The sequence below is a fragment of the Kordia periserrulae genome (assembly GCF_003054265.1).
Lineage (GTDB): Bacteria > Bacteroidota > Bacteroidia > Flavobacteriales > Flavobacteriaceae > Kordia > Kordia periserrulae.
Genome location: NZ_QBKT01000001.1, coordinates 877,713 through 904,125 on the forward strand (window position 1 = coordinate 877,713; position 26,413 = coordinate 904,125).

General features: G+C 36.9%; 26 protein-coding genes. 8 read left to right on the forward strand and 18 right to left on the reverse strand.

Annotated elements, in window-relative coordinates:
- The first annotated feature begins 72 nt into the window (after positions 1-72).
- Positions 73-825: a DUF6503 family protein gene (locus C8N46_RS03730; protein ID WP_394340237.1), complete on the forward strand. Its 753-nt coding sequence runs from the start codon at positions 73-75 to the stop codon at positions 823-825.
- Between the two features lie 283 nt (positions 826-1,108).
- On the opposite strand, the gene C8N46_RS03735 is transcribed toward C8N46_RS03730, so the two are convergent.
- From C8N46_RS03735 to C8N46_RS03745, 3 genes are all read right to left on the reverse strand, one after another.
- Positions 1,109-3,547: a ribonucleoside-diphosphate reductase subunit alpha gene (locus tag C8N46_RS03735; RefSeq protein ID WP_108113498.1), complete on the reverse strand. Its 2,439-nt coding sequence runs from the start codon at positions 3,545-3,547 to the stop codon at positions 1,109-1,111.
- Between the two features lie 151 nt (positions 3,548-3,698).
- Positions 3,699-4,679 carry a ribonucleotide-diphosphate reductase subunit beta gene (locus C8N46_RS03740; RefSeq protein WP_108113499.1) on the reverse strand — a complete coding sequence of 327 codons (981 nt, stop codon included), beginning with the start codon at positions 4,677-4,679 and terminating at the stop codon, positions 3,699-3,701.
- Between the two features lie 273 nt (positions 4,680-4,952).
- The gene (locus C8N46_RS03745) at positions 4,953-5,522 is read right to left on the reverse strand and encodes a DUF3109 family protein (RefSeq protein ID WP_108113500.1); all 570 of its coding nucleotides are present in this window, start codon (positions 5,520-5,522) and stop codon (positions 4,953-4,955) included.
- Between the two features lie 158 nt (positions 5,523-5,680).
- Here C8N46_RS03745 and C8N46_RS03750 point away from each other — a divergent pair, with 158 nt between their 5' ends.
- The 3 genes from C8N46_RS03750 to C8N46_RS03760 all read left to right on the forward strand — a co-directional run bounded on the left by C8N46_RS03750 (position 5,681) and on the right by C8N46_RS03760 (position 7,255).
- Positions 5,681-6,274, forward strand: a complete 594-nt coding sequence (locus tag C8N46_RS03750; RefSeq protein ID WP_108113501.1) for a MarC family protein — start codon at positions 5,681-5,683, stop codon at positions 6,272-6,274.
- Between the two features lie 172 nt (positions 6,275-6,446).
- Complete coding sequence (locus C8N46_RS03755; protein WP_108113502.1) at positions 6,447-6,653, forward strand: hypothetical protein; 207 nt, start codon at positions 6,447-6,449, stop codon at positions 6,651-6,653.
- Positions 6,653-7,255 (forward strand): FAD-dependent oxidoreductase, encoded by a 603-nt coding sequence (locus C8N46_RS03760; RefSeq protein ID WP_211314471.1) that lies wholly within the window; start codon positions 6,653-6,655, stop codon positions 7,253-7,255. The genes C8N46_RS03755 and C8N46_RS03760 overlap by 1 nt, the downstream gene beginning before the upstream one ends.
- A 117-nt stretch (positions 7,256-7,372) precedes the next feature.
- On the opposite strand, the gene C8N46_RS03765 is transcribed toward C8N46_RS03760, so the two are convergent.
- From C8N46_RS03765 to C8N46_RS03785, 5 genes are all read right to left on the reverse strand, one after another.
- Positions 7,373-8,971, reverse strand: coding sequence for a S41 family peptidase (locus C8N46_RS03765; RefSeq protein ID WP_108113504.1), 1,599 nt, complete (start codon positions 8,969-8,971; stop codon positions 7,373-7,375).
- Between the two features lie 12 nt (positions 8,972-8,983).
- Complete coding sequence (locus C8N46_RS03770; protein WP_108113505.1) at positions 8,984-9,418, reverse strand: deoxycytidylate deaminase; 435 nt, start codon at positions 9,416-9,418, stop codon at positions 8,984-8,986.
- 130 nt (positions 9,419-9,548) lie between these two features.
- Positions 9,549-9,743 carry a hypothetical protein gene (locus C8N46_RS03775; RefSeq protein WP_108113506.1) on the reverse strand — a complete coding sequence of 65 codons (195 nt, stop codon included), beginning with the start codon at positions 9,741-9,743 and terminating at the stop codon, positions 9,549-9,551.
- Positions 9,744-9,795: 52 nt separating this feature from the next.
- A complete protein-coding gene (locus C8N46_RS03780) occupies positions 9,796-10,377 on the reverse strand; it encodes a HupE/UreJ family protein (protein ID WP_108113507.1) in 582 nt (193 codons plus the stop codon).
- A gap of 61 nt (positions 10,378-10,438) precedes the next feature.
- Positions 10,439-11,251: a molecular chaperone DjiA gene (locus C8N46_RS03785; RefSeq protein WP_108113508.1), complete on the reverse strand. Its 813-nt coding sequence runs from the start codon at positions 11,249-11,251 to the stop codon at positions 10,439-10,441.
- A gap of 182 nt (positions 11,252-11,433) precedes the next feature.
- On the opposite strand from C8N46_RS03785, the gene C8N46_RS03790 reads away from it, so the two are divergent.
- The 3 genes from C8N46_RS03790 to C8N46_RS03800 all read left to right on the forward strand — a co-directional run bounded on the left by C8N46_RS03790 (position 11,434) and on the right by C8N46_RS03800 (position 13,327).
- A complete protein-coding gene (locus C8N46_RS03790; protein ID WP_108113509.1) occupies positions 11,434-11,844 on the forward strand; it encodes a BrxA/BrxB family bacilliredoxin in 411 nt (136 codons plus the stop codon).
- A gap of 68 nt (positions 11,845-11,912) precedes the next feature.
- Positions 11,913-12,656 (forward strand): lysophospholipid acyltransferase family protein, encoded by a 744-nt coding sequence (locus C8N46_RS03795; RefSeq protein WP_108113602.1) that lies wholly within the window; start codon positions 11,913-11,915, stop codon positions 12,654-12,656.
- Positions 12,657-12,667: 11 nt separating this feature from the next.
- Complete coding sequence (locus C8N46_RS03800; protein WP_108113510.1) at positions 12,668-13,327, forward strand: HD domain-containing protein; 660 nt, start codon at positions 12,668-12,670, stop codon at positions 13,325-13,327.
- A 12-nt stretch (positions 13,328-13,339) separates the two neighbouring features.
- Here C8N46_RS03800 and C8N46_RS03805 read toward each other — a convergent pair whose 3' ends face one another.
- Positions 13,340-14,209, reverse strand: a complete 870-nt coding sequence (locus C8N46_RS03805) for an AraC family transcriptional regulator (protein WP_108113511.1) — start codon at positions 14,207-14,209, stop codon at positions 13,340-13,342.
- 206 nt (positions 14,210-14,415) lie between these two features.
- Here C8N46_RS03805 and C8N46_RS03810 point away from each other — a divergent pair, with 206 nt between their 5' ends.
- Positions 14,416-15,000: a hypothetical protein gene (locus C8N46_RS03810; RefSeq protein WP_146169718.1), complete on the forward strand. Its 585-nt coding sequence runs from the start codon at positions 14,416-14,418 to the stop codon at positions 14,998-15,000.
- Between the two features lie 111 nt (positions 15,001-15,111).
- Here C8N46_RS03810 and C8N46_RS03815 read toward each other — a convergent pair whose 3' ends face one another.
- The 9 genes from C8N46_RS03815 to C8N46_RS03855 form a co-directional block, all read right to left on the reverse strand.
- Positions 15,112-15,543: a hypothetical protein gene (locus C8N46_RS03815; protein ID WP_108113513.1), complete on the reverse strand. Its 432-nt coding sequence runs from the start codon at positions 15,541-15,543 to the stop codon at positions 15,112-15,114.
- Positions 15,544-15,741: 198 nt separating this feature from the next.
- On the reverse strand, positions 15,742-16,815 hold the full coding sequence (locus C8N46_RS03820; protein WP_108113514.1) for a PA0069 family radical SAM protein: 1,074 nt from the start codon (positions 16,813-16,815) through the stop codon (positions 15,742-15,744).
- A gap of 271 nt (positions 16,816-17,086) precedes the next feature.
- Positions 17,087-17,941: a fibronectin type III domain-containing protein gene (locus tag C8N46_RS03825; protein WP_146169719.1), complete on the reverse strand. Its 855-nt coding sequence runs from the start codon at positions 17,939-17,941 to the stop codon at positions 17,087-17,089.
- Positions 17,942-18,126: 185 nt separating this feature from the next.
- Positions 18,127-19,170, reverse strand: coding sequence for a T9SS type A sorting domain-containing protein (locus C8N46_RS03830; protein ID WP_108113516.1), 1,044 nt, complete (start codon positions 19,168-19,170; stop codon positions 18,127-18,129).
- A 43-nt stretch (positions 19,171-19,213) separates the two neighbouring features.
- Entirely contained in the window at positions 19,214-20,251 is a 1,038-nt protein-coding gene (locus C8N46_RS03835; protein ID WP_108113517.1) for a T9SS type A sorting domain-containing protein, read from the reverse strand.
- A 180-nt stretch (positions 20,252-20,431) separates the two neighbouring features.
- Positions 20,432-21,232, reverse strand: a complete 801-nt coding sequence (locus C8N46_RS03840) for an enoyl-CoA hydratase/isomerase family protein (RefSeq protein WP_108113518.1) — start codon at positions 21,230-21,232, stop codon at positions 20,432-20,434.
- 5 nt (positions 21,233-21,237) lie between these two features.
- Positions 21,238-22,650, reverse strand: coding sequence for a sensor histidine kinase (locus tag C8N46_RS03845; RefSeq protein ID WP_245896709.1), 1,413 nt, complete (start codon positions 22,648-22,650; stop codon positions 21,238-21,240).
- Positions 22,651-22,743: 93 nt separating this feature from the next.
- A complete protein-coding gene (locus C8N46_RS03850) occupies positions 22,744-23,295 on the reverse strand; it encodes a CopD family protein (protein ID WP_108113520.1) in 552 nt (183 codons plus the stop codon).
- Positions 23,296-26,400, reverse strand: coding sequence for a VPS10 domain-containing protein (locus tag C8N46_RS03855; protein ID WP_170110060.1), 3,105 nt, complete (start codon positions 26,398-26,400; stop codon positions 23,296-23,298).
- Positions 26,401-26,413 lie beyond the last annotated feature (13 nt).

Below are 26,413 nucleotides of genomic sequence, written 5' to 3' on the forward strand. Positions count from 1 at the left end.
ATCGCTTTGCTACTAGATTCTAGACTTTTTTAGTTTTTTACATTCTTTCTGAGCAAAATTACGCCTTGCGCTATGCTTTGCGATGAAAATACTATCTTAGAGCAATCAAATGCTACACACATGCTAAAATCTGTCATCATTTCTATTTTTCTATGTATTTCTACGATTACTTTTGCGCAGGAAGTATCTGGAAAAGTACTTCTTGAAAAAGCTATCCAATATCATGACCCGAATGGCAATTGGGAAACGTTTAACGACACGTTGCACATTACAATGAAAACTCCCAAAAATCCTGATCGCGTGAGTATCATTCATATCAATTTACCAGACGAATATTTTTCTGTAAAAGCTACTCGCGGCGAGAAAACTACCGAATATACCATTGCGAAAGACCGTTGTGCGATTGCGTTTAACGGAAATTCCAATCTTTCAGAAGAAATCAAAAAAGAAAACAATCTCAGTTGCGAACGTGCCCATTTATACAAAAATTATTATACCTATTTATATGGTTTGCCCATGAAGTTGAAAGACGAAGGAACGCTTATTGACCCAAAAGTGCAACGAAAAACCTTTAAAGGCAAGGAATATATAGTCTTAAAAGTTACCTACAACGAAAGTGTTGGAAAAGATACGTGGTACTTTTATTTCAATCCGAAAACATACGCGATGGAAGTGTATCAGTTCTTTAAAGACGAATCTAAAAACGACGGAGAATATATTTTGTTAACAGACGAAAAGGTGATTAACGGAATTAAAATGCCAAAAAATCGTGCGTGGTATTATAATAAAGATGATGGGTATTTGGGAACGGATATATTGAATTAGATCGCTTCGCTGCTAGACTTGTTCTCGCGTAGGCGAGAATCTCTTAGACTATTTTGCTTCGCTTTGCTCGCGATTTTGATGTAACTGGAAAATCTTTATTATTATATTGTTAGACTTTTTAGACTTGCTTAGATAGTTAGATGGTTACGCTTTCTCTTTGTTATTTCTGCCTTCGCAGGAATCCACTATTATTTGATTCTCAAAGTATGATAAAAAACAAAAAGCTGGTACGAGTTTGCAACTCAGTACCAGCTTTGAAAATATAGTTGTCCTTTAACTTATTTTAAGAACCGCACATCAAACAATCGTCGTCTTGATTGCCTTTTGAACGCGCAATTAATTCCTTCATTTCTTCAGGTGTTAGTGGCTCTACTGCAATTGGTGCAGGTTTTGCCGCAGCAGTTTGCACAGAAATAGCACTAGCTGTTTCTGCCGCTACAGGCGCTTTTTTCACTTCTTTCTTCAGCGTAAACTTAATAGCGTCTACTGCCGATTTCGTACGCAAGTAATACATTCCTGTTTTCAATCCAGATTTCCATGCGTAGAAGTGCATTGATGTCAATTTCGCCATCGTAGCACCTTCCATAAACAAGTTCAACGACTGCGATTGGTCAATGAAATATCCTCTGTGGCGCGACATATCAATGATGTCTTTCATGCTCAATTCCCACACTGTTTTGTACAATTCTTTGATGTCTTGTGGAATTTCATCAATGTGTTGGATGGAACCATTCGCACGCATCAATTCTTGCTTTAAATCTTCCGTCCATAAACCTAAGTTTACCAAATCTTCTAGCAAATGCTTGTTTACTACGATGAATTCTCCAGACAATACACGTCTTGTGTAAATATTAGACGTGTATGGCTCAAAGCATTCGTTGTTTCCTAAAATTTGCGAGGTAGAAGCTGTTGGCATTGGCGCTACCAATAATGAGTTACGCACTCCATTTTTCAACACTTGCTTGCGCAATTTTGCCCAATCCCAACGTCCGCTGAGTTCTTCATCTTTAATGCCCCATAAATTGTGTTGGAATTCTCCTTTGGACATTGGCGAACCTTCATACGTTTGGTATGGTCCTTCTTCTTTTGCCATTTCCATAGAAGCCGTTACTGCCGCAAAATATAGCGTTTCAAAGATTTCTTGATTCAATTTTTTCGCTTCATCCGACGTAAATGGCATGCGCAATTTGATAAACGTATCTGCCAACCCTTGTACTCCCAATCCGATTGGACGGTGACGGAAGTTTGAGTTTTCTGCTTCTTTTACAGGATAATAGTTTCTGTCGATTACCCTATTTAAGTTTTTCGTTACGCGTTTCGTTACACGGAATAATTCTTTGTGATCGAACTCGTTTCCTTTTACAAACATTGGCAAAGCAATAGATGCCAAATTACATACCGCAACCTCATCTGGAGAAGTGTACTCCATGATTTCGGTACACAAATTCGATGAGCGAATCGTTCCTAAGTTCTTTTGGTTCGATTTACGGTTCGCAGCGTCTTTGTACAACATGTATGGTGTTCCTGTCTCAATTTGAGATTCTAAGATTTTCTCCCACAATTCACGCGCTTTGATAGTTTTTCTACCTTTTCCTTCCGATTCGTATTTTAGGTATAAAGCTTCAAACTCGTCGCTGTGCACATTGAATAGGTTTGGACATTCGTTTGGACACATCAACGTCCAAGCGCCATCTTCTTCTACTCTTTTCATGAATAAATCTGGAATCCACATTGCGTAGAACAAGTCGCGCGCGCGCATTTCTTCCTTTCCGTGATTTTTCTTTAAATCTAAAAAGTCAAAAATATCCGCATGCCAAGGTTCTACATAAATCGCAAACGAGCCTTTACGTTTTCCACCACCTTGATCTACATAACGAGCCGTATCGTTGTACACACGCAACATTGGTACAATTCCGTTACTCGTTCCGTTGGTTCCTGCAATATAGGAGCCTGTGGCACGTACATTGTGAATAGACAAGCCAATTCCACCAGCCGATTGAGAAATTTTTGCGGTTTGTTTGAGCGTATCGTAAATTCCGTCAATACTATCGTCTTGCATTGCTAATAAGAAACAAGATGACATTTGTGGTTTTGGCGTTCCAGAGTTGAATAATGTTGGCGTAGCGTGCGTAAAGAATTTTTTAGACATTAACTCATAGGTTTCAATCACTGCTTCTAGGTCGTCTAAGTGAATTCCAACAGAAACGCGCATCAACATGTGTTGTGGGCGTTCTACAATGTTGCCGTTGAGTTTTAATAAGTAAGAGCGTTCTAAGGTTTTAAATCCGAAATAATCGTATCCGAAATCACGGTTGTAGATAATGGTAGAATCCAAACGATCGGCATTATCCATGACAACTTTGTACACTTCATCCGAAAGTAATGGTGCTTTTTTACCCGTTCTTGGGTTGATGTATTCGTACAAATCCGTCATCGTTTCCGAAAACGACTTTTTGGTATTTTTATGTAAGTTTGATACGGAAATACGCGCCGCCAATCGTGCATAATCGGGATGCGTTGTCGTCATTGTGGCAGCAATTTCCGCTGCTAAGTTATCTAATTCTGAGGTAGTTACGCCATCGTATAATCCTTCAATTACACGCATAGCCACCTTTACAGGATCTACCAAATCGTTTAAGCCATAGCACAACTTTCTCACTCGCGCGGTGATTTTGTCGAACATCATTGGCTCCTTTCTTCCGTCTCTTTTTACTACAAACATACGCTCATCTGTTTTTTTTATTTTTCTGACTTTCGTTCAGAAAAGGGGTTAGTTATTTTACCAACTTTTCGGAAAAAGTTGGCATTTTGGGATATTATTATTGTTTTAAAATTTTAATTGCTAAGCAATCAAAATCAAAGGGATTTTCTTTTTAGAAATCAGCGTCAAAGCTAAATTTGTCTTTCTCTTCTTCTTTGTTTAAGACACCAGCTTTTTGGTATTCTGAAACTCGTTTTTCAAAGAAATTGGTTTTTCCTTGAAGAGAAATCATATCCATAAAATCGAATGGATTGGACACATTGTACTCTTTTTCACAACCTAATTCTTGCAACAATCTGTCAGTTACAAACTCTAGGTATTGTGTCATTAATTTAGCATTCATTCCAATCAAACTTACAGGTAAAGACTCTGTAATGAATTCGCGTTCAATATTTAATGCGTCAACAATAATACTGCGAATACGTTCTTTTGGAACTTTATTTACCAAGTGATTGTTGTGTAAATGCACTGCAAAATCACAGTGTACACCTTCATCACGAGAAATCAACTCGTTTGAAAACGTTAGTCCAGGCATAATTCCACGTTTCTTCAACCAGAAAATAGAACAGAATGCACCTGAGAAAAAGATTCCTTCAACGGCAGCAAACGCGATTAAACGTTCTGCGAAACTTGGCGATTCAATCCATTTTAAAGCCCAATCTGCTTTCTTTTTGATGGCAGGGAAATTTTCTATCGCTTTAAATAGGATGTTTTTTTCCTTTTCATCTTTCACGTAGGTATCAATCAATAATGAATACGTTTCTGAATGAATATTTTCCATCATGATTTGGAAACCGTAGAAAAATTTAGCTTCCGAATATTGTACTTCATTTACAAAGTTTTCCGCTAAGTTTTCATTTACAATTCCATCAGAAGCCGCAAAAAAGGCAAGAATATGCTTAATGAAATAACGTTCGTCATCATTCAATTTTGTATTCCAATCGGTCAAATCTTGGTGTAAATCAATTTCTTCCGCCGTCCAAAAACTAGCTTCTGATTTTTTATACCATTCCCAAATATCTGCATGTTTGATTGGAAAAATCACAAATCTGTCTTTGTTTTCTTGTAAGATGGGTTCTATTGCTGATGACATAAAATTATCGAGTTTTTAATGTAAAATTGGGTAAAAAGACTATTGTTTGATTTGGGAATAACAAAGATTGAAAAATGTATGCGAAAATGAAAGGGTAACTTATTCACAAAGTCTATGAGTTTTTAACAACACTACAGTTTTTTCTTACTTTTTTAACATTTCGCAAAATGGCATTTTTTACTGATTATCAACACATTAGAATATGCTATTTCCCGCTATGAGTGATAAAACAAGCGTTTTTCAAAAAAAATGGGAAAATGAGTTTATTGCCAATTAACGGCCTAATTTTTTTGCTGTACTTTCCAATTCGGCGTACCAATCTTCGCCAAATTTTCGAATCAACGCTTCTTTGACAAAAACATAAATAGGTACTTGCAATTCTTTTCCAAGCGTGCATGCATCGTCGCAAATTGGCCAACGATGATAGTTTACCGCAGCAAAATCACTGTACGCTTCTACACGAATAGGATATAAGTGACAAGAGATAGGTTTTTTCCAATCTATGATTCCTTTATTGTATGCTTGTTCGATGCCACACATCGCGGTATTTTTTTCGTCAAAGGTGACATACGCACATTCGGCTCCGTTGACTAACGGTGTTTCCAAATCGCCATTTTCACGCACAATATACGTTCCTTGTGCTTCAATGGCTTCAATACCTTCTTTTCGTAAAAAAGGTTGTATGGTTTCGTAAATGGCGTCAAGTTTTTTAATTTCTTCTTCATCTAACGGTGCGCCAGCATCACCTTCTACACAACAAATGCCTTTGCATGCGTTGAGATTGCACACAAAATCATTTTCAATAATATCTTCTGAAATAATGGTTTTTCCTATCTGAAACATGCCGCAAATATACTTTTTTCTAAGGTTTTAATTTCAGCTAATTACATGATTTTTTTACATCCACAATGTTCACTTTAATTTAACCTAAAAAACATGCTTTTTCACCTTATAAATTACTTTAAACATGTACTTTTGCGGCAAATTTAAAACGTATAGAAATGGACTTAGATTTTAAACAAATTCTAACGGCAAGTATGGTACTTTTTGCCGTAATCGATATTGTGGGAAGCATTCCAATTATTATTGATTTGCGCCGTAAAACAGGACACATTCAATCGGGAAAAGCGACGATTATTGCCGGTGTTATTTTGACCGTGTTTTTATTTGTTGGACAAAGTATGCTGAATTTGATTGGTATTACTGTAAGCCAGTTTGCCATTGCAGGTTCATTTGTATTGTTCTTTTTAGCATTGGAAATGATTTTGGGAATTACCTTTTTTAAGGAAGAGGATGAAGACGCGATGAAAGATGCTTCTGTGTTTCCAATTGCGTTTCCATTGGTAGCTGGACCAGGAAGTTTGACCTCTATTTTATCGCTTCGTGCAGAATTTAGTTCTGAAAATATCATTGTAGCAATTTTTGTAAACATGATTATCATGTTTATTGTATTGAAAGCTTCTGCAAAAATTGAGCGTTTGTTAGGACAAAATGGAATTCGTATTTTGAGAAAAGTTTTTGGAGTGATTTTGTTGGCAATTGCTGTGAAAATTTTCACTACAGGAATTCGCGATATATTTTTAATTCCTTCTTAGTTTCAGAAAAGACTAGGTTGCATCAAGTCATTTTAAAAACGAATACCGAGAAATATCGTATTTTAGCGGTTCGTAAAAATTGACAAAATCGCCAACGAGTGATGAAAAAGCGAAAATGCTTAAAAAGGACATACTTTTAAAGTTTGTCAGAAAAAATTAATAGAAAATTGCTATGAAAAAATTCTCATATATCGCTATTGTGATTGCTATTCTACTTAGCATTTACAGCGCAACCAAGCTAGATTTTGATAATTTATTAAAAGGAGATAGCATGGTGGCTGTTATCAGCATTGTAGCGGCTTTGTGTGCTATTTTGATTGTGCTGATTTATCTGACTTCCAAGAAGATTCAAGATAAAATAAACGACTCTAAGAAATAATGTTTGATGTACTTATAATCGGCGGTGGCGTTTCGGGCATGCAATGTGCGCTCGTATTGGGTTCTGCCAAAGAAAAACCATTTGCTACCGATAAAAAGATTGGTATTGTCATGCATCAACGTGCTTCACATTTGCAGAATGCATTGTTTAATAATGTATTAGGGTTGCCCGCAGGAAAAACAGGTGCGGAAATTTTGATTGAAGGACAGAAACAGTTAGCAGAAACCTATCCACACGTCACACAAATTACACAAGAAAAAGTACTAAAAATTTCAGGAGAAGCAGGCAATTTTCAAATCGTTACGAATAAAAAAACATACCAAAGTAAACTCGTAGTTATTGCACTAAATTACGCAAAACCTTTAACCATTGATGGCTTGGATGACTTCACTGCGCCACATCCAAGAGCTGCTGCTACAAAAGACAGAGTGTATCTTAAAAACAATGACCATGTAGTCAAAGAAGGAATGTATGCATGTGGAACGATTGCAGGTTGGCGTAGTCAATTTGCCATTGCGGCAGGAAGCGGCGCGCAAGTTGCCACCGATATTTTAACGCTGTGGAACGATGGAAATCACACGAAAGTGCATGATAAAATCTAGACTTTTAGACCGCTTTGCTATTAGATATTAGATTGCTTCGCTTTTAGCTATTTTTTAGGAATTGAAAGATTTAAAAATTAAATAATTGATACACTACTACATCAAAAAATTGCTACATTAATTACCGTGTAATTCAATCACTTTTTCAATCATTTTGTCGCCTTCGTTGAGTTGTTGTTGGTAACCATTGGTTCCGTACAATTGCTCTATATAGGTTGCTTTGATGTGACGCTTCATCTGCGGTGCATATTTTTCAATATAGATTCGCTGACCGCGCATTTCGCTTAGATAATTGGTGTATTCTTTGAGCAATTCATCCGTAATTGTGAAGTTTTGCATGAATTCTTCCTCAGAAATATCGGCATATTGCGCTCTGTCAGTTTCTAGCTTGTTAAAGACAAAATCGTCAATATAACCCACGATTTTAGTACGCAAACCACGTTCGAGTGATAATTCTTCTGGCGAACTCGTCAACGGCACAAATACATCTGGAATAATGCCGCCGCCACCATACACAATTTTACCTTTTGGTGTTTTGAATTTGAGCGAATCTGCTACTTTAATACTATCCATCGACTGCAACTCTCCCGATTTGAATCGATCGTAATATTCATCAAAATAGTCTTTATTACCATCTTTGTACGAGCGTTGAATGGAGCGACCTGTTGGTGTGTAATAGCGCGAAATTGTCAATCGGACTACAGAGCCATCGCCCAAAGGCATTGGACGTTGTACGAGTCCTTTTCCAAACGAGCGTCTTCCCACAATCACACCTTTATCATTGTCTTGCAATGCGCCCGCAATGATTTCACTTGCAGAAGCTGATTTTTCATTCATCAATACATAAACTTCGCCGCTTTCAAAATTGCCTTCCTCTGTGGCATAATATTTTTCAACTTCTCCTTTTTTGTTTTTGGTGAACAGAATCAGTTTTCCATCTTCGAGAAATTCATCCGCAATATCACGTGTAACGTCTAAAATTCCGCCTGGATTGTTTCGTAAATCCAACGCTAAATGTCGCGCACCTTTTGCTTGTAGATTGTTGAGTGCTTCTTCAAATTCTTCGTAGGTAGTTTCGGCAAAACGATTGATTTTGATATAGCCCAAATCGTCCGTCAACATATAATGTGCCACCACACTTTTGATAGGAACTTTAGCTCTTTTTAAGTCAATAAATAATTCTTCATCCGTGCTTTTGCGGTAAATTTTCAGCTTGACAGACGTATTTTCAGTACCTTTTAAGCGCGTGATAATTTGCGTATTGCGAAGATTTTTTCCGTACAAAGTATCGTTATCCGCCATCAAAATACGGTCGCCCGCTTTGATGCCTGCCGCTATACTTGGGCCACCTTCTAATGTTCGTACGACAGTTAATGTGTCATTAATCATATCAAAACGAATTCCGACGCCGACAAAATCACCTTGCATGTTTTCTGCCACGCGTTTTTCTTCTTCGGAAGGAATGTACACGGAATGCGGATCTAAGTTTTCGAGAATATTATTTACCGTTACATCTACAATGCTATCTACATCTACATCGTCTACATATTCATAATCGATGTAATCAATTAAGCGATTGAGTTTGTCTTTGCTTGTGTTGGATGAGAATAGTTTTTCGGGCGTCGCACTAAAATTTAACTTTCCGCCAATAAATACACCTGCTGCCACTGCGGCTGCAATGATCATAGGAAGTAAATATTGTGTTTTTTTGTTCAAAATATGTTTGTTTTAAGAAGCAGCAACTTCAGGAAGATGTTCTACTTCAACGCCTGCTTTTTGTAAAAATTGTATTCCAGAGTCGTCTTTATACGCATCTATGTACACCACTCGGGTAATTCCTGCTTGATGAATGAGTTTGCTACATTCTTTGCACGGCGACATCGTTATATACAACGTAGCACCGACACACGATTGCGTAGAGGCTGCTACTTTTAAAATGGCATTCGCTTCTGCGTGCAATACATACCATTTGGTGTAGCCTTCTTCATCTTCGCAAAAATTTTCAAATCCTGATGGTGTTCCATTGTAACCATCGGAGATAATCATTCTATCTTTGACAATAATCGCGCCAACTTGTTTACGCTTACAATACGAGAGTTTTCCCCATTCTTTTGCCATGCGCAAATAGGCATGATCATATTTTGCTTGTTTTTGTTTTGGCATGTGTAAATGTACGCTTTTGGAGCGAAAAAAAGCAACCGTTACGTTGCTTCTTGTCTTCTATTAACGAAGATATTAGGTTTGTGTTGGAATCACAATAGCTTCGTTGTTAATTTTTTACCAAAATTGGTTTTCACGGTTCTGAATGACATGCTATACATTCTGATTCTTCAGTGCCACACGTTTGTACTTCTGTACAGTTACAGGTACAAGTTCCTTCACAATCGGAACCTGCTACTGCGAATTTTCCGCCACGTAAATTGTGATAATTTAAGGTTGAAATTTGCTTTTTATTTAAGCTTAATTTCGAGATTTCTCTTTTTTTCATGTGTAATGAATTAATAGTTACTACGTTTCTAAACTATTAAATTACCATCACATCACAAAAAATTGATGTCTACAATGTGAAAAGCAATTCCCAATACAATTGATGAAATGACCATCACCCAATCTCTTTTAGAGAAACGGAATACGGTTTGAAACACAAAAGAAAGCACCAACACCACTAACACGACAATAATTTGTGCGGCTTCAATGCCTAACGCAAATTCTAACATTGGCAATAGCTTACTTTCTACTCCAGAAGTAATGGTTTTGAAATAGTTAGAAAAAGCCAATCCGTGAATCAATCCGAAGAATAACGCAACGACTAAGAGAATGACAATTTTCGTTTTGTTGTTGCTTTTTCCTGCAGTGAATATGTTGTATAACGCCGTGGCAATAATGGTCACGTAGACCAGTAATTCTGCCGTATTCGCTCGAACAGCAATGACATTGTACGTAGATAAAAGTAACGATATGGTGTGACCAATGGTAAAAATCGTCACAATCCAAAATACGCGCTTCCAATCTTTGAATAAGTAGGCAACTGTGAGGACAATCAAAAATAATACATGGTCGTAGCCGTTGAAATCTAATACGTGATTGAGTCCTAGTTTAAAGTAAATCCAAAAGTCGCTCATAAGTAATTGTAGGTTTTAAGGTTGGGGTTTATGTTTCAAACATACATTTTATTTTGCGATTTTAAAAACCGCGTTCTTCTTGCAATTGTTCGTAGGCTTTTTGGACACGTTGAAATTTTTCTTCGGCTCCTTTTACGTGTTCTTCACCTAAGTGTTGCAATTTGTCTGGATGATACTTTTTCGCCATTTTACGATAGGCTTTTTTGATTTCGTTAATCGTAGCCGATTTGTCAATTTCCAAAATGCGATACGCACTGTCAATTGGATTGTAAAACATGGCTTTGATCGATTGATAATCGCGATCATTGATGTATAAATATCCTGCTATTTTTTCAATCAGCTCTACTTCTTCTTCGCTTACTATTCCGTCAGCTTTTGTAACGCCAAATAGATAATGTAGCAGTTGCAAACGCGAAGAATGATCCATGTGCATTTGAATTTGCTGACATACTTGACGTGTAGAGATATCTTCCTTTTGCAATAAACCGTTGAACAATTTAAACGCATTATTTGCACGTTCTTTTCCGTACATTTTCACAAAATAATCGCGGACATAGTTTTTTTCCGATTGCGAGACTTCTCCATCCGCTTTCATCACAATCGCTGAAAGCACTAACAAACTCACTTCAAAGTCACCCGATTGTGTTTGCGATTGTTTTTCAGTAGTCGTTGTTCTAGGTCTTCTTCGGCGCTCGTAGGTTGGCTCGGGTCTTGGTCTACGACGTCTTTTGGAATCTTTAGGTTCGTCTAGTAATAATCCTTTTGAAGTTGCTTTGTCGACGGCTGCTCCAATGGCAAATCCGATAGCAGCACCAATAGGACCGCCCAATGTCCAGCCTAACGCGCCTCCAATCCAGCTTGCAAATCCACTCATATACTTGTTTTTTACCAAAGATACATTTTCCGAAGAAAAAATAATTGCCTGCGACTATATTTCTAAAAAATCAACAATTTCTTTGCGTTTTCTTTAACAAAAATCGCACAGTACAAATTCAGCCAGAAAAAACTTTATCCGTATCTTTGTACAAATTATTCATGAATTTAATTTAAAAGATTATGTATCCACCAGAATTGGTAAAACCAATGCGCGAAGATTTGACCGCAGTAGGTTTTGAAGAATTACATACGGTAGAAGCTGTTGACAATGCGTTGGCAAAGGAAGGAACAACGTTAGTAGTTGTAAATTCAGTGTGTGGTTGTGCTGCGGCAAATGCAAGACCTGGCGCACGAATGTCTTTAGATAATACTAAAAAACCTGATCATTTAGTAACGGTTTTTGCTGGAGTAGATAGAGAAGCAACAGATAAAGCTCGAAGCTATATGATTCCTTTTCCACCATCTTCTCCAAGCATGGCATTGTTTAAAGATGGACAGTTAGTACACATGTTAGAACGTCATCATATTGAAGGAAGACCAGCAGAAATGATTGCTGAGAACTTGAAAGATGCATACAACGAAAATTGTTAAAACGCTATCGAATACCTTATAAAAACCACGCTGATGCGTGGTTTTTTTTAATCTAAATGTCTTTTTACGTGAAGTTTATATCCTATATATTATCCAGTATCTACATGCTAGTTTTTGGATTGCTGTTGGTGATTTTTCATGGATTGCTTTGGCTTGGCACGACACTTGGCGGACGTGAAGGGCTTCATAGAGTTGCCAATGCACTGCAAATTAGCCTGATGTATGCGCACCTTATTTTGGGAGTTCGTTACCAGCTTCGCAATAGGTTTACTTTTGATACAGATAAACCGTTAATTATAGTTTCGAATCATCAGAGTATGAACGATATTCCGCCGTTGATTTGGATGTTTCGCAAACACTATCCAAAGTTTATCAGCAAAAAAGAATTGGGCAAAGGCATTCCGAGCATTTCGTATCATTTGCGAAAAAGTGGTGCCGCATTGATTGACCGAACGAATCAAAAACAGGCCATTGCTGAAATTATACGTTTTGCCAAATTGATTGCTGAAAACAAGTACGCAGGAATCATTTTTCCAGAAGGTACTCGAAGTCGTACAGGCATTCCAAAACCCTTTAAAACTACAGGGTTGGAAGTACTTTTTAAGTATATTCCCAATGCGCAAATTGTTCCTGTAACGATTAATAATTCGTGGAAAACCACCAAATACGGAAAATTTCCGTTAGGATTGGGTGCCAAAATTACCTTAGAAACGCACGAACCGATTTTATTGAGTGATTATCAAAAAAACAACTACAACGAATTGATTGCAACGCTTGAAAAAATAGTGACTTCGAAAATAATTACTGCATAATTTTTTACGTAATGACTTCATCCCAAAAAGAAAACATCCAAAAAACCATTGCTTTTGTGCAAAAAACATTGGCAAATGCAGAAGGCGGACACGATTGGTTTCATATAGAACGTGTGTACAAAAATGCATTGTTGATTGCCAAAGACGAAAACGTAGATGTGTTTATTGTGAGTTTGGGTGCGTTGCTTCACGATATTGCCGATGCTAAATTTCACGACGGTGACGAAACTGTCGGACCGAAAGTTGCGTGTCATTTTTTAGAAAGTATCGCTGTGGCGGAAACGGACATTGTACATGTAGAAAACATCATTAAACATATTTCCTTTAAAGGCGGAAACTTTACGCAACAATTTACCTCACCAGAATTGGACGTCATTCAAGATGCCGATCGTTTGGATGCCATTGGTGCCATCGGAATTGCACGAACCTTCAATTATGGCGGATTTAAAAATCATAAAATATATGATCCTGCAATTGCGCCAAATCTCAACATGACGAAAGAAGAATATAAAAAATCGACTGCACCAACGATTAATCATTTTTATGAAAAATTGTTGTTGTTAAAAGATACGATGAATACGCAAACTGGACAAAAAATTGCAGCGCAACGTCATGCGTTTATGGAACAATTTCTTAATCAGTTTTATGATGAGTGGAATGGATTAGCGTAGTCTTTTTTAGCTTTACTGAATCATCAATTTCATTTCGCTACGATATTTAGATGCACTTTTTCCTGTAATTTCCTTGAAAAGTTTGTTGAAGTGCGAAAAGTTGTTAAAACCACTTTCGTAGCAAATTTCCGTGATGCTGCTATCGCTTTCCTGTAGCAGTTTTGTCGCGTATACCACACGATATTCATTGACGAGTTTGGTAAAGGTTTTTCCTGTAATTTTCTTAAAGTAACGACAAAACGCAGGTACGGTCATGTTTACTTCTTCCGCAATTTCGTCCAAACTGATATGACGCTGAAAGTTGCTGTTGATGTACTTAAAAATAGTGTCAATTTTTACACTGTCTTGCGGTTGCGCTTCAAAGGCAAATCCGTCTGCGTTGAGCAATTCGTAATCTTCTGCAAAGGCTAACATGTACAATATTTCCAATAGTTTGATGACTCTTTTAAAACCATTGTATTTTGGTAGTTTTTCAATTTTTGGACCTACTACTTTTTTGGTTTCAGGCTTGAAGCGAATTCCTTTTTTGGCTTTTTCTAACAGAAGATAGATTGGTTGCATTTCGGGCAAATTATAAAAGTCTTTGCCTAAAAAATCTGTTTTGAATTGAATCAGCGTTTCTTTCCCTTTAGATGTCAATCTATCTGCAAATCCGTTGTGCGGAAGGTTTGAACCAATTAAAATCAACTGACTGTTGTTAAAGTACGACAAATGATTTCCGATATGACATTTTCCATTTCCTTTGTTCACATACACCAATTCCACTTCTGGGTGAAAATGCCAAAAAGCAGCTTCACGCTTGCGCTTTTTGGTGTTTTGTGCTACAAAAATGGAGTTTCCAAATTCGGGCGTAATTTTCTCAAGTGTAGGTTTTGTATTCAAAGCAATATCGTATCAGGCATTACAAAAATACTATTAAAAGCGCTTTAAAAGTGTGTAAATTTACCTAAATTCTATGCTATTTTAACTTTATTAAAAGTTTACAATAATTTAATGGTTAAAATAATACACAAATTAGCCAAGATAGACGTTTTTCAATCTTTAAAGCTGACCTAGATTTGTGATGTAATTTTTTAAAAAAAAATGTCATGAAAAAAAGAATCCATTACATCGTATGTATCCTACTAATGCTAATTAGTGTACAGAGTTTTGCGCATCGTGCTACTGAGACAAACTTGGTAGTTACCTTTGAAAAGGTAAAAAAAGGACACGAATTGGTGATTAAAGACGCTAATTTACTTATTGTATATAAAGAAGTTATCCAAAAAGATGGAAACTATAGTAAAGGTTTTGATTTAACTGCTTTACCCGATGGTGAGTACACGGTAGAACTAGATAAAGATGTACAAATTGTCATCATTCCATTTACAGTTTCAAGCAATACTGTGACTTTTCAAAAAGAAAACGAAACCGTTGTGTACAAACCAATGGTACGACTCGAAGGTAATCATTTGTTTGTGTCGAAACTTTCACTAGATGCGGAACCGTTACAAATTAAATTGTACTACACAGCATCCTTCCAACAGGGAAGAGAATTAATTTTTAAAGAAGAAGTAAAAAACACTAAAATTGTAGAACGTGTGTTTCAGCTTTCTAAAGAGGAAAAAGGAAAATACATGATTACGTTTCAAAGTCAAGGAAGAACGTTTACAGAGTATGTGAATTTTAGATAGAATACAGACAAACAAATTTTTATTAAAATGTCAAATTGAGCGCCGTCGAGATTGTTTTGAAATTATAGTTTCCTAACCGTTTTCGACCGCGCTCAAACTGACACTATTTGATTAGAACTCAATATTGATTACACCATTTGTAAATCTATAAATTCCTCTGCGAGAAGCATCTTCAAACGTAACTCGAAACGTGCCTTCCATATTGGAATCCGTGTGTTTGGTGATGGATGTTTCACGATTTCCATACGTAGGATCTGATTCCCAAACAACGTCGTCCACTTCAAAAAGTAAGGTATTTATTTGATTGGTTTCTTCAACTTCTACGGTAAATCGCAAAGTTTTAGTAGCATTATCAAATGGAACTTCCACCATCCGATTCCATTCATCGGTTGAATCAATTGTAACCACGTATTCCGTAACGACATAATCAACGTCGTTTAAGGTAAAACTGATAAAGTGTACTTCTGGTAATTGCAGATTTTCGTCATCAGTTGCACATGAAAGCATCATAAATGACAGCAAAACTAAAACGAGTTTTTTCATTGTGTATATTTCTAATTATAGATGATACACGTTGAAATTTGGGAATTCTTTGTCAATCTAAGAAAATACTTTTTATAAGAAAAAAAGTACTTTGTAGGCGTTGCAATTTTTTGATGAGCGTAATGATGCTATCAAAAAATCCTTACTGCACTGCGAAAAAGAATAAATTCCCTCCATATGTGCTTTACTTTTTATTTATTAAAACAACGAATATTGCCCGTTTTTGTGTTGTTCGTGCAGTTCCATGTTGAGTCTGGGCATTTTTTTGTTTTTAAAATATTTATGCCGCGCCAACTGCATTAGATTTCGAATTTGCTCTGCTATTTTTCCTTCGCCTCGCATTCGATGTCCGTAGCGACTGTCGTTCAACGTGCCACCGTGACAACTTTCAATTTGATGCAACACTTTATCTGCTTTATCGGGCATAGTTTTTCGAATCCAATCGGTAAATATTTCGCCAATCGCGCCGTTGAGTCGCACAATGGTAAACGCAATGGACGTTGCTCCCAATTCGGACACTTTTTTCGCCAATGGCAGAATTTCATGACTGTTGATAGACGGAATAATCGGTGCCAACATCACATTCACTGGAATTCCGTTTTCGGCTAAGGTTTTTACGGTTTCAAGGCGTTTCTTAATGGTTGTTGTTCGCGGTTCTAGCACGCGACGTGTTTCTTCCGACAAGGATGTAATGGAAATATTGACGCCGATTAAATTGTCTTTTGCGAGTTCTTTAAGCAAATCCAAATCACGCAAGATAAGAGCGTTTTTGGTGATGATGGCTACAGGATGTTTGTATTTTAGAAAAACTTTGAGCAGATTGCGCGTAATTTCCAATTCCTTTTCTACAGGTTGATAACAATCCGTGTTTCCCGACAATACAATGGTTTGTGTTTTCCAGCTTTTCTTTTTGATTTTTTCCTCTAATAAAGTCGCCGCATTTTGTTTGACAAGAATGTTACGTTCAAAATCCAATCCCGCACTATAACCCCAATATTCATGACTATTTCTGGCATAGCAATAAATACAACCATGTTCACAACCTTGATACGGATTGAGCGAATATTCCATGCCCACATCGGGACTCGTTACTTTGTTGATGATTGTTTTGGGAAAGACGTTGATGTAAGTTGTTTTGTTTGTATCTGCGATTTCTCCTTCTTTTCGGCAGTATTCTAAAAAATCAGAACGGACTTCATGCGCATCTTCCAAAAAACGATTGTGTACATTTTTTTGCGCGCCTCTGCCTTTGACTTTTGTTGAATTTTCCACCGTTCAGTTTCCTTTCTACAAAAATAAAAGTCAAGCAAAAATTAGCGTAAAATTGGGCTACATTTTCACTGTAACTACGGGAAATAAACTAAAAAAGCTGTTTTAATTTTTATTAGAACAGCTTTTTGAATTATTTTATAAAGACATGTAAGTCTTCATTTTAATATTGACTCTATAATCGAGATTTATAATGTTCCTCGCTTGCATCGAAACGTTTTAATAGTTTTACTGAATGCTTCGTGGGCTTTTCCCCAAAGTGATTGACTTAAATTTAGTCAAAAGTACTATGGTCTAACAAATAATTAAATGTTCCATTTAAACAGTCTAAAGGACCTATTTCATCACCCGTATCTGGATTAACTCTTTTAAAACTAAAATTAAATGTACCTCTAATAACTCTATCCGTAGTATTGAATTCTGTAATAGTTATTGTTCCGTCATCTTCTTCAAAAGCTTGTGAATAGTTGTCAGAACTATCAAAGTAAACAATATTCACAAAAGAGGTAGGATTTTGAGAAGCATTGAGAGAGTCATTGTAGAGTGTATACGTACCTGTAGACCATTGGCTTTCAGGAATGTAAATATTAATTTCTCGTAAATCTGCTGGTAGTAACACACCAGGTGCACTATTACCTTGAATATGTATGAATTTTTCAGTTGTTCCTGTAAATGTAGTCATTAGTATCGCTGTCTGAGAAATATTCCAAGAAAATGGTCTTAAATTATTGTATTGCGTTCCCGCTATATTAGCTGTCATTAATGCTTGACTTTGTGGTGAGTTATTCTCCGGAACGTTAGTAACAGGACCTGACCAGTCACTAAATTGATCATTACCACAATTTGCACGAACGTAAAAATCATAGGCAACATTAAAATTTAATCCGCTAATAGTAAATGTATTATTGATTGCTTCAACAACTGTTCCTTGACCTTGCGAAAATCCAGAGATTCCGTATTCGACTTCCCAAGAAGTAATGTCAATTTCGGTATCCCAATTCAAGACAACTTGAGAAAGGAAATTATATTCAAGAATAGCGAAATTTGCCGGAACGTTGCATGCAATTTCTTCTTCATTCATTGTGGTATCGTCGCTTGTGCAACTTGTAAAAATTAAAAGTAGACCCAAAAAAAGTGTCTTTAAAAAGTTTTTCATTGTAATGTTTAAGATTATTATTTTGGCGAAAATAACAATTATCCCAACGTTTGGGCAAGAAAACTTTGTAAACGTATCAATTAATTTGTAAGTGTATTTTTTTATACCAATTTTAAACGTATAAACCTTTAAATTCAAAAAGAATGACAGCTTTAATGCTATTTTTTAACAAATTTTTTAATCACAGAGTGATTTTGGTTGTCGGTAATTTTTAAAAAGTACACACCACTTTTCAATCTACTAATGTCTATTTGCGAATTGGAAAGAGATACGTGCATCTTTTTACCAAGTATGGAATGAATTTCTACGGTTCGAATGTTGTCAATTCCTTGAATATTTATGTGGTTTGAAGCTGGATTTGGATAAACAGAAACGTTTGTCAATTCAAAATTTTCATTAGAAAGTGTTCGTGAGAAGGTTGCTGTGCTACAATCATCTGAAACGGTGACATAACGAGATTCATCAACATTACAGCCTGCAAAACAATCGCCACCCGCTAAAAAAAACTCATAAATTCCATTTTCTGTAATCCTAATATCGCATACTTCCGCAAAAGCTGTTGGACCTATAATACTTCCGTATATTACATAAGAAATTCCTGTGTATGGAGGACCAAAAATAGGATATTCCGAATATGGAAACACGCTGAGAATGTCTTGAATTACTTCAAACTCAGGAATAATTGCCCTAAAATTTAATACATCATAGTTAGTTTTAAATGTAAAGACTGTTATATTATTAAATGTATTATCAAAATGTTGTTCATATACTAACTGATATTGACTAAGTAAATTATCAAGTTCAGTGTTACCGGAAATACCAGTATCTTTTAATGGTTGCACCCAAGATACATTTGTATTTACAAAAAATTCAACCCCATCATGAATCAATTCGTCAAAATTACTAACATCCAATACAGGGTTTACATGAAATTGAAATTCATTAAACAAAGAATCAATTCGAGCATCATTGGAAGGATTCAGATAGATTGCAGATAATTTTTCTAAATACGGAACAGCTCTTGTAGAAGGAACAAACGGATTATTATAATCAGGATCAGAAGGATTCATTAAAATTTCTCGCAAAGCAAGCATTTTGGCATCTTTTTCATAATGCTGTTGAATAAACGGATCAATGGTACACTGCGCGTTTACTTGATATATAAAAGCACAAAATAAAAGTATGAGTGTAATTTTTTTCATGGTGTTTACATCTCTTTATTGAGGTTTCTCAAAAGATACAAAATTACTTTTTGATAAATTTTTTAATCACAGAACGATTCTGGTCATCCACAATTTTTAAAAAGTACACGCCACTTTTCAATCTACGAATATCTATTTGCGAATTGGAAAGCGAAGTTTGCATTCTTTTTCCTTGAATGGAATTAATTTCTACGGTTTGAATGTTTTCAATTCCTTGAATATTTATGTGGTTTGAAGCAGGATTTGGATAGATTGAAACGTTTGTTAAAGTAACATCTTCATTAGATAAGGTTCGTGAAAAATTGACTTGATTGCAATCGTTGGAAACTGCTACGTAACGGTATTGAAAATTGTTTGGAGGATTGAAAAGGCAACCATTTTTTAAAGTAAAAACCCAATAATTATTACTTGGATGTTTGGTAATATCGCACGCAACAACTGGTGATTGTTGCGGTGGTAGTTCGTAAGTTTCTATAGTATATGGAATTCCATCATAGCCGCAAATATTATCATTAAAAAAACCCAAGTCATATGATAAGTCTTCTGTGGTGGCATTCTGCAAATCGTTCCGTAAAGCATACGTATTTATAAAATCAATCGAAGATTCCAAGGTGAAAATAGTTTTTCCCTCGTATGGATGAATTGTATAATCGTTGGCACTGGCAACAGTAAATTGATATTGAGCCAAAACTGCATCAAAGGCTGTAATTCCAGTTAATCCAGTATCCTTTAACGATTGTACCCAAGGTGCATTGGTATCTACACTAAACAAGATATTGTGATATTGTAATTCCCAAGGATCTACATGGAATTGAAATTCGTTGAAAATAGAATCCAAGTCCGCAGAATTCTGCTGATTAATGTACATAGCAGACAACTGTTCTAAATAATAGTTGGTTCTTGTAGATGAAATTTCAGGGTTGTCATAATCAGGATCGTTTGGGTTTCCCTCAATTTCACGTAGCACTAATACTTTTGCATCAAATTCATAATTCTGCTGTATAAAAGGATCAATCGTACATTGTGCATTCATATCCCAAAAACAAAGACATAAGAGACATAGAAGTGTAATTTTTTTCATGGTGTATGTAGTTTAGTTGTTAGGAAAATTCAAAAAGCAATTTTTTACTGAAAAATTGAAATTCAACGATTTGAACTCTCTCCAAAGTAACAAACTATCTCACCAAAAGCAAAAAAATATCATTGATGGTTTATGAAAACGAGAGAAAACACCTGTTTTAAAAGTGCTTTTTTTAAAAATTTATCTGCGCTTAAAACTATTGCCGCCGGGAAATGCCGCTTTTCGTTTTTCTAAGAAAGCCGTGGTTCCTTCTTTAAAGTCTTCGGTACCAAAACAGTTTCCAAATTCCTCAATTTCTACGTTGTAACCATTCACACCATCTTCAAAATTAGCATTCACAGCTTTGATAGCGCCACGAATTGCAACGAGTGAGTTTCGCATGATTTTCGAAGCAATTTTATTGGCTAAATCCAATAATTCTTCTGGTGTCGTTACATGATTTACCAAACCACAAGCTTTGGCTTCCTGGGCGTCAATCATTCCAGCCGTCATAATCATTTCCATCGCTTTTCCTTTTCCAACCAATTGTGGCAAACGCTGCGTTCCACCATAACCAGGAATCACACCAAGTGATACTTCTGGAAGTCCCATTTTGGCATTGTCACTAGCAATTCTAAAGTGTGCTGCCATGGCTAATTCCAATCCGCCACCGAGCGCAAATCCATTTACGGCTGCAATCACTGGCGTTCCTAAGTTTTGTACAAAATCGAATAGTAATTCTTGTCCTTTTGCCGCCAATACGCCACCTTCTTCCACAGAAAAATGTGCAAATTCGCTAATATCAGCGCCTGCAACAAATGCTTTATCGCCGCTTCCTGTCAAAATAATCACTTTGGTAGTGTCATCCGCATCTAATGCTTTAAAAGCATCGTGCAATTCGTGAATGGTTTTGCTGTTTAAAGCATTTAATTTTTTTGGGCGATTGATAGTGATTGTTGCAATGGCGTTTTCTGCGTGTACAAGAATGTTTTCGTAGCTCATGGTATTTAGATTTTTGGAAACGACACAATGAATGTGGTGCCTTTATTTTCTTCAGATGTAAAGGTAATATTTCCGCCGTAAGTTTCCACAATATTTTTCACCATTCCGAGTCCTAATCCCATGCCGCTGGTTTTGGTGGTAAATTTTGGCTCAAATATTTTAGGTTCGTTTTTTTTGGAAATTCCTATTCCGTTATCTTGAACCGTAATCATGACTTTATCGTCTTGCTCAAAAACTCGAACGTCAATTCGTGGCGGACGTTCGTGAGAAATGGCTTGAATAGCGTTTTTGACCAAATTCGTTACGACGCGAATGAGTTGTGTACGGTCAAATTTTGCAATGATTTTTTCCGATTCGTGTGTATAGTTGATATAATCTTCGTTGAATAAATCCATTGCCAAGCGTGTAATTTCAACCACATTGAGCATTTCGCTTTGCTGTGCAGGCATTTTGGCAAAGTTTGAAAATGCCGAAGCAATATTGCTCATGGTATCAATTTGTTGAATGATGGTTTTGGAATATTCATCTACTTTTTGATGAATGTTCGGATCGTTTGGATCAAATTTTCGCTGGAAACTTTGTACCGTCAAGCGCATTGGTGTGAGCGGATTTTTGATTTCATGCGCCACTTGTTTTGCCATTTCGCGCCAAGCTTGTTCACGTTCACTTTTCGCCAATTTCACCGCACTTTCTTCCAACTCGTCAATCATGCTATTGTATGCGCTGATAAGGTTGTATATTTCTTCTCCAGCATCTTCTACAATAATTTTTTCATTGCGCTGATTGAAACGTGTCTGATCTAGTTTTTCTCCAATTTTTTTAAGTGATTTTGTAATGTATCGCGACACATAATACGCAAAGAAGATAGCAATAATCAACATTACTACATAGGTATATCCCAATCGTGTTAAAAACTCCCGCAACTCACTTTCACTAAAGGTATTATCGAGCTTGTAGCGCAAATTGATAATTCCCAAAGGTTTTGATTTGATGTCGGTAATGATACTATACGACGATTGATATTCCGTGCCGTTTTCAACAGCAATATCGTCTACATAATGTTTGTCGACGTCGTATTGCAGATTGTTTAAAATTTTAGCAGGCAAACATTCTATAATTCCTTCGCTTCTTATGGACGTATCGGACGTTATTAAAAATCCGCCTTCCAAATCGTACAAATTGAAGGTTACATTGTGAATATCGGCAATTTTGTAGATTTCTTCTTTAAAGATTAATGGCAGATTTTCCTCATTGACAACATACGTAGTTTCAAAGTTGATAAGATAACGTATATGTCCTTTGACTTGCTTTTCTTTTCGATCCAAACGGCGCAAATGGTAATCGTTCGATTGTTCGCTGTACTGATAAATGGTCACCAAAGCAATCAAGATAGACGCTACTAAAATTAGTAGAATCATGTAAGCAAATATTCGAGAACGTAATGAAAGTTTTGCGGGTTTCATGAATGTGAGTTATTTTCTCCTTGCTTTCGCACAATAATCAAGCCAAAATCACGCCTCAGGATTCTTCTCGCGAATGCGTTTGTATACTTTAAATCCGAGCATTAGTAAAATTCCTAAAATGACTATTCCAATCACACCAAAAATCCAGTTGATGGAATTTTTTAGAATGACCAAAAATATCACCGCAAATAGGATAAAGGTGGCGCCTTCGTTCCACAATCGCATAAAATTAGAGGTGTAACGCACCTCGTCTTTTTGCAATTGCTTGTACATTTGATGGGTTTTTAAATGATACAAAAACAGTAATACTACAAAGGCAAGTTTTACATGCATCCAGCCTAATTGAAGCAACGACGAGTTTAATACGAGTAAAATAATAGCAAAAAGCGTTGCTAAAATCGCGGATGGCCACGTAATGATAAACCATAAGCGTTTTGCCATTAGCTTGAGTTGTTTTCCTAAAATTTCCTTTTCTGGAGATGGCTTGTGAAACGCTTCAATTTGATATACAAACAAGCGCGGAATGTAAAATAACCCTGCAAACCACGTCACTATAAATATTAAGTGCAGTGCTTTTATGTAATTGTAATATTCAAACATTTAGTCTTCTATAAACAAATAGTTTAGTTTTTTGGCATTAAAGGCTTCGTTAAAGGCTTTGATTTCCGTGTCTACCAAATTATTAAAGGTGTTGAGCTCTTTGTTGATTTTTTGTGTCAATTCGTTTTTTACCGCAATATCTTGTGCCGTCGGCGCAAAATCGCCCATGCTTACAAGCGAATTTAAGTGTCCTAATTTGTTGGTCAAACGAATTGGGAAATTCAACGGATCTTGTCCACTGCGGTTTTTGGTTTGATACAAGGCTTCTTCAATTTCGGTAAATTGTTTTTTCAGTTCGTTGGCTTTTTCCACCAAGTCTTTGACGTTGTCATCGTCTTTATATTGCGCTGCAAAAGAAGTCAATTTTGCGTTGATTTTTCGAATTTTTTTGATGGATTTGTGCGCGTTGTCCATCGTAGCATTGACATCTTTGATGAATTCGAATTGCTTTTGCATATCTGCCAACGTACTTTCCGCTCTTGGATCTGCTAAAATGGTAAACGGTTTCGTGATTTCAACCGCATCTTGTCCTTCTTTCTTTATGGTTAATTTCACTTTGTACGCGCCTGGAACTGCTTTTGGACCGTTCAAACTTGCCCACCACAAAATCATGCCTTTTAAACGCTCCGTTCCTGTATACATCATGTCCCACAAAAACATATTGGCTCCTTTTTCAACCTTGAGTTTGTCTTTTTCTTTGTTCTTGGTGCTGAATGTTTTAATAACATCGCCATTGGCTTCCATATACGTTAACGAAACCTCGTCTTTTTCATCGTAATCGTTTAAGTAGAAATAAGTCATCACACCATTTGGATGATTCGTTCCTTCCGTTTTACTGCCTTTTCGGGAACCACCACGCATTCTGTAACTGTCTTTTGGAGTGTAAAGAATATCCTTATTTTTAGAGCGATTGTATTGCTGGTGAATCACGGTTAAATCGTCAATAATCCAAACACTTCTTCCTTGTGTCGCCACGATTAAATTGTTGTTTTTTACGGCTAAATCAGTAATCGGAACTATTGGAAGATTCAACTGAAACGATTGCCAATTTTTTCCATCATCGAATGAAATGTACATGCCTGTTTCTGTTCCTGCGTATAATAATCCTTTGCGTTTTGGGTCTTCACGAACCACACGTGTAAAGTGATTATCTTTGATTCCATTTGTAATTTTTGTCCACGATTTTCCGTAATTGGTGGTTTTGTAGAGATATGGAGTAAAATCGCCAGTTTTGTATTTTGTGCCTGCAACATAGCATGTTCCTGCATCAAAAGTACTTGGTTCAACACTGTTAATCATCATCCATTCAGGCATTCCTTTTGGCGTTACATTTTCCCAAGTTTGTCCGCCATTTTGCGTAATGTGAATCAATCCGTCGTCACTTCCTACCCACAACAATCCTTCTTTCAAAGGCGATTCTTGCGCAGCAAATATGGTACAGTAATATTCTACGGAAGTGTTGTCCTGCGTAATCGGTCCACCAGAAGATTTTAATTTTTCAGGATCGTTTCGCGTCAAATCTGGACTGATAATTTTCCACGATTGTCCTTCATTTTCCGTGACATGCACTTGATTGGAAAAGGTGTACAATCGATTCGGATTGTGTTTTGAAAACATGATTGGAAAATTCCACTGAAAGCGATATTTCATGCCTTCTGCACCATGTCCCATCGGATTATCTGGCCATACATTAATGGCTCTTACCGTTCCTGTTTTGTGATTGACTCTCGTCAGAAAACCATCATAACTTCCGCCATACACAATGTCATTATCTTCAGGATCGACCGCAATATGTGCCGATTCGCCACCTGCAGTACTTTCCCAGTCATCATCCGAAATAGAATATCCGTCTGTCCTGTGAGGAATTCGGACAGTTGAATTGTCTTGCTGCGCTACATAAATTCGATACGGAAAGCTGTTATCTGTCGTCACACGGTAAAATTGTGATGTCGGTTGATTGTGATAGGTACTCCACGTTTCGCCACCGTCGTAGGTAACTTGCGCACCGCCATCATCACCAATAATCATACGTTTTGGATTTTCAGGTGCAATCCACAAATCGTGATGATCGCCGTGTGGTGCGTTGTAGGTACTAAATGTTTTTCCGCCGTCGGTACTTTTGTGATAACGTACGTTTAAAACGTATACGACATCTTCGTTTTCGGTATCAGCATATACACGTGTGTAGTACCAAGCGCGCTGACGCAATTTACGTTCGCTATTGACTTGTGTCCACGTTTCGCCACCATCTTCGCTGCGATACAAACCACCTTTATCTTTATTTTCTACAATTGCCCAAACACGTTGGTTATTTAATGGTGAAACGGTCACTCCGATAATTCCTAAAGTTCCCGTTGGAAAGCCTTTTTTTGTGGAGATTTCCGTCCACGTTTCCCCGCTATCCGTACTTTTCCACAATGCAGAACCGTCACCGCCAGAACTCAAACTGTACGGAGTTCTGCGAACGCGCCATGTAGAGGCATATAAAATTCTAGGATTGGGATCGATTAATAAATCGACTACACCTGCATCTGCATTAGCAAAGAGTGTTTTTCGCCACGTTTTTCCGCCGTCGGTACTTTTGTACACGCCTCTTTCGTCAGAAGATTTGTAGATATTTCCCATCACACCAGCATATACAATATCTGGATTGGTTGGATGCACCGCCATTCTAGGAATGTGACGTGAATTTGTTAATCCAGAAGCTTTCCAAGTTTTTCCAGCATCCACACTTTTCCAAACGCCGTACCCTGAAGATACGTTTCCGCGTACCGTTTTTTCTCCGCCGCCAACATAAATTACATTGGGATCGCTTTTAGAAACGGTAATCGCTCCGATACTTCCACCAAAATAACCATCAGAAATATTGTCCCAAGAACGTCCGCCATTGGTTGTTTTCCAAATTCCGCCGCCTGTAGCGCCAAAATAGAATAGATTTGGCTTGTTGGGAACACCTGTCACCGCAGCACTTCGTCCGCCACGAAATGGTCCAACGAGTCTGTATTCTAGGTTTTTATAATAGGTTTCGTCAAAAGTTTGTGCTTGAATTTCAAGTTGGCTGATAATGGTTAAAAAAACGGTCAGCAGGATGGTTGTAATTCGCATGCGTAAAGATAGG

Coding starts and splice junctions, on each gene's coding strand:
- C8N46_RS03730 (WP_394340237.1), top strand. CDS start 73: ATGCTTTGCGATGAAAATACTATCTTAGAGCAATCAAATGCTACACAC.
- C8N46_RS03735 (WP_108113498.1), bottom strand. CDS start 3,547: ATGTTTGTAGTAAAAAGAGACGGAAGAAAGGAGCCAATGATGTTCGAC.
- C8N46_RS03740 (WP_108113499.1), bottom strand. CDS start 4,679: ATGTCATCAGCAATAGAACCCATCTTACAAGAAAACAAAGACAGATTT.
- C8N46_RS03745 (WP_108113500.1), bottom strand. CDS start 5,522: ATGTTTCAGATAGGAAAAACCATTATTTCAGAAGATATTATTGAAAAT.
- C8N46_RS03750 (WP_108113501.1), top strand. CDS start 5,681: ATGGACTTAGATTTTAAACAAATTCTAACGGCAAGTATGGTACTTTTT.
- C8N46_RS03755 (WP_108113502.1), top strand. CDS start 6,447: ATGAAAAAATTCTCATATATCGCTATTGTGATTGCTATTCTACTTAGC.
- C8N46_RS03760 (WP_211314471.1), top strand. CDS start 6,653: ATGTTTGATGTACTTATAATCGGCGGTGGCGTTTCGGGCATGCAATGT.
- C8N46_RS03770 (WP_108113505.1), bottom strand. CDS start 9,418: ATGCCAAAACAAAAACAAGCAAAATATGATCATGCCTATTTGCGCATG.
- C8N46_RS03775 (WP_108113506.1), bottom strand. CDS start 9,743: ATGAAAAAAAGAGAAATCTCGAAATTAAGCTTAAATAAAAAGCAAATT.
- C8N46_RS03780 (WP_108113507.1), bottom strand. CDS start 10,377: ATGAGCGACTTTTGGATTTACTTTAAACTAGGACTCAATCACGTATTA.
- C8N46_RS03785 (WP_108113508.1), bottom strand. CDS start 11,251: ATGAGTGGATTTGCAAGCTGGATTGGAGGCGCGTTAGGCTGGACATTG.
- C8N46_RS03790 (WP_108113509.1), top strand. CDS start 11,434: ATGTATCCACCAGAATTGGTAAAACCAATGCGCGAAGATTTGACCGCA.
- C8N46_RS03800 (WP_108113510.1), top strand. CDS start 12,668: ATGACTTCATCCCAAAAAGAAAACATCCAAAAAACCATTGCTTTTGTG.
- C8N46_RS03810 (WP_146169718.1), top strand. CDS start 14,416: ATGAAAAAAAGAATCCATTACATCGTATGTATCCTACTAATGCTAATT.
- C8N46_RS03815 (WP_108113513.1), bottom strand. CDS start 15,543: ATGAAAAAACTCGTTTTAGTTTTGCTGTCATTTATGATGCTTTCATGT.
- C8N46_RS03830 (WP_108113516.1), bottom strand. CDS start 19,170: ATGAAAAAAATTACACTCATACTTTTATTTTGTGCTTTTATATATCAA.
- C8N46_RS03835 (WP_108113517.1), bottom strand. CDS start 20,251: ATGAAAAAAATTACACTTCTATGTCTCTTATGTCTTTGTTTTTGGGAT.
- C8N46_RS03840 (WP_108113518.1), bottom strand. CDS start 21,232: ATGAGCTACGAAAACATTCTTGTACACGCAGAAAACGCCATTGCAACA.
- C8N46_RS03845 (WP_245896709.1), bottom strand. CDS start 22,650: ATGATTCTACTAATTTTAGTAGCGTCTATCTTGATTGCTTTGGTGACC.
- C8N46_RS03850 (WP_108113520.1), bottom strand. CDS start 23,295: ATGTTTGAATATTACAATTACATAAAAGCACTGCACTTAATATTTATA.
- C8N46_RS03855 (WP_170110060.1), bottom strand. CDS start 26,400: ATGCGAATTACAACCATCCTGCTGACCGTTTTTTTAACCATTATCAGC.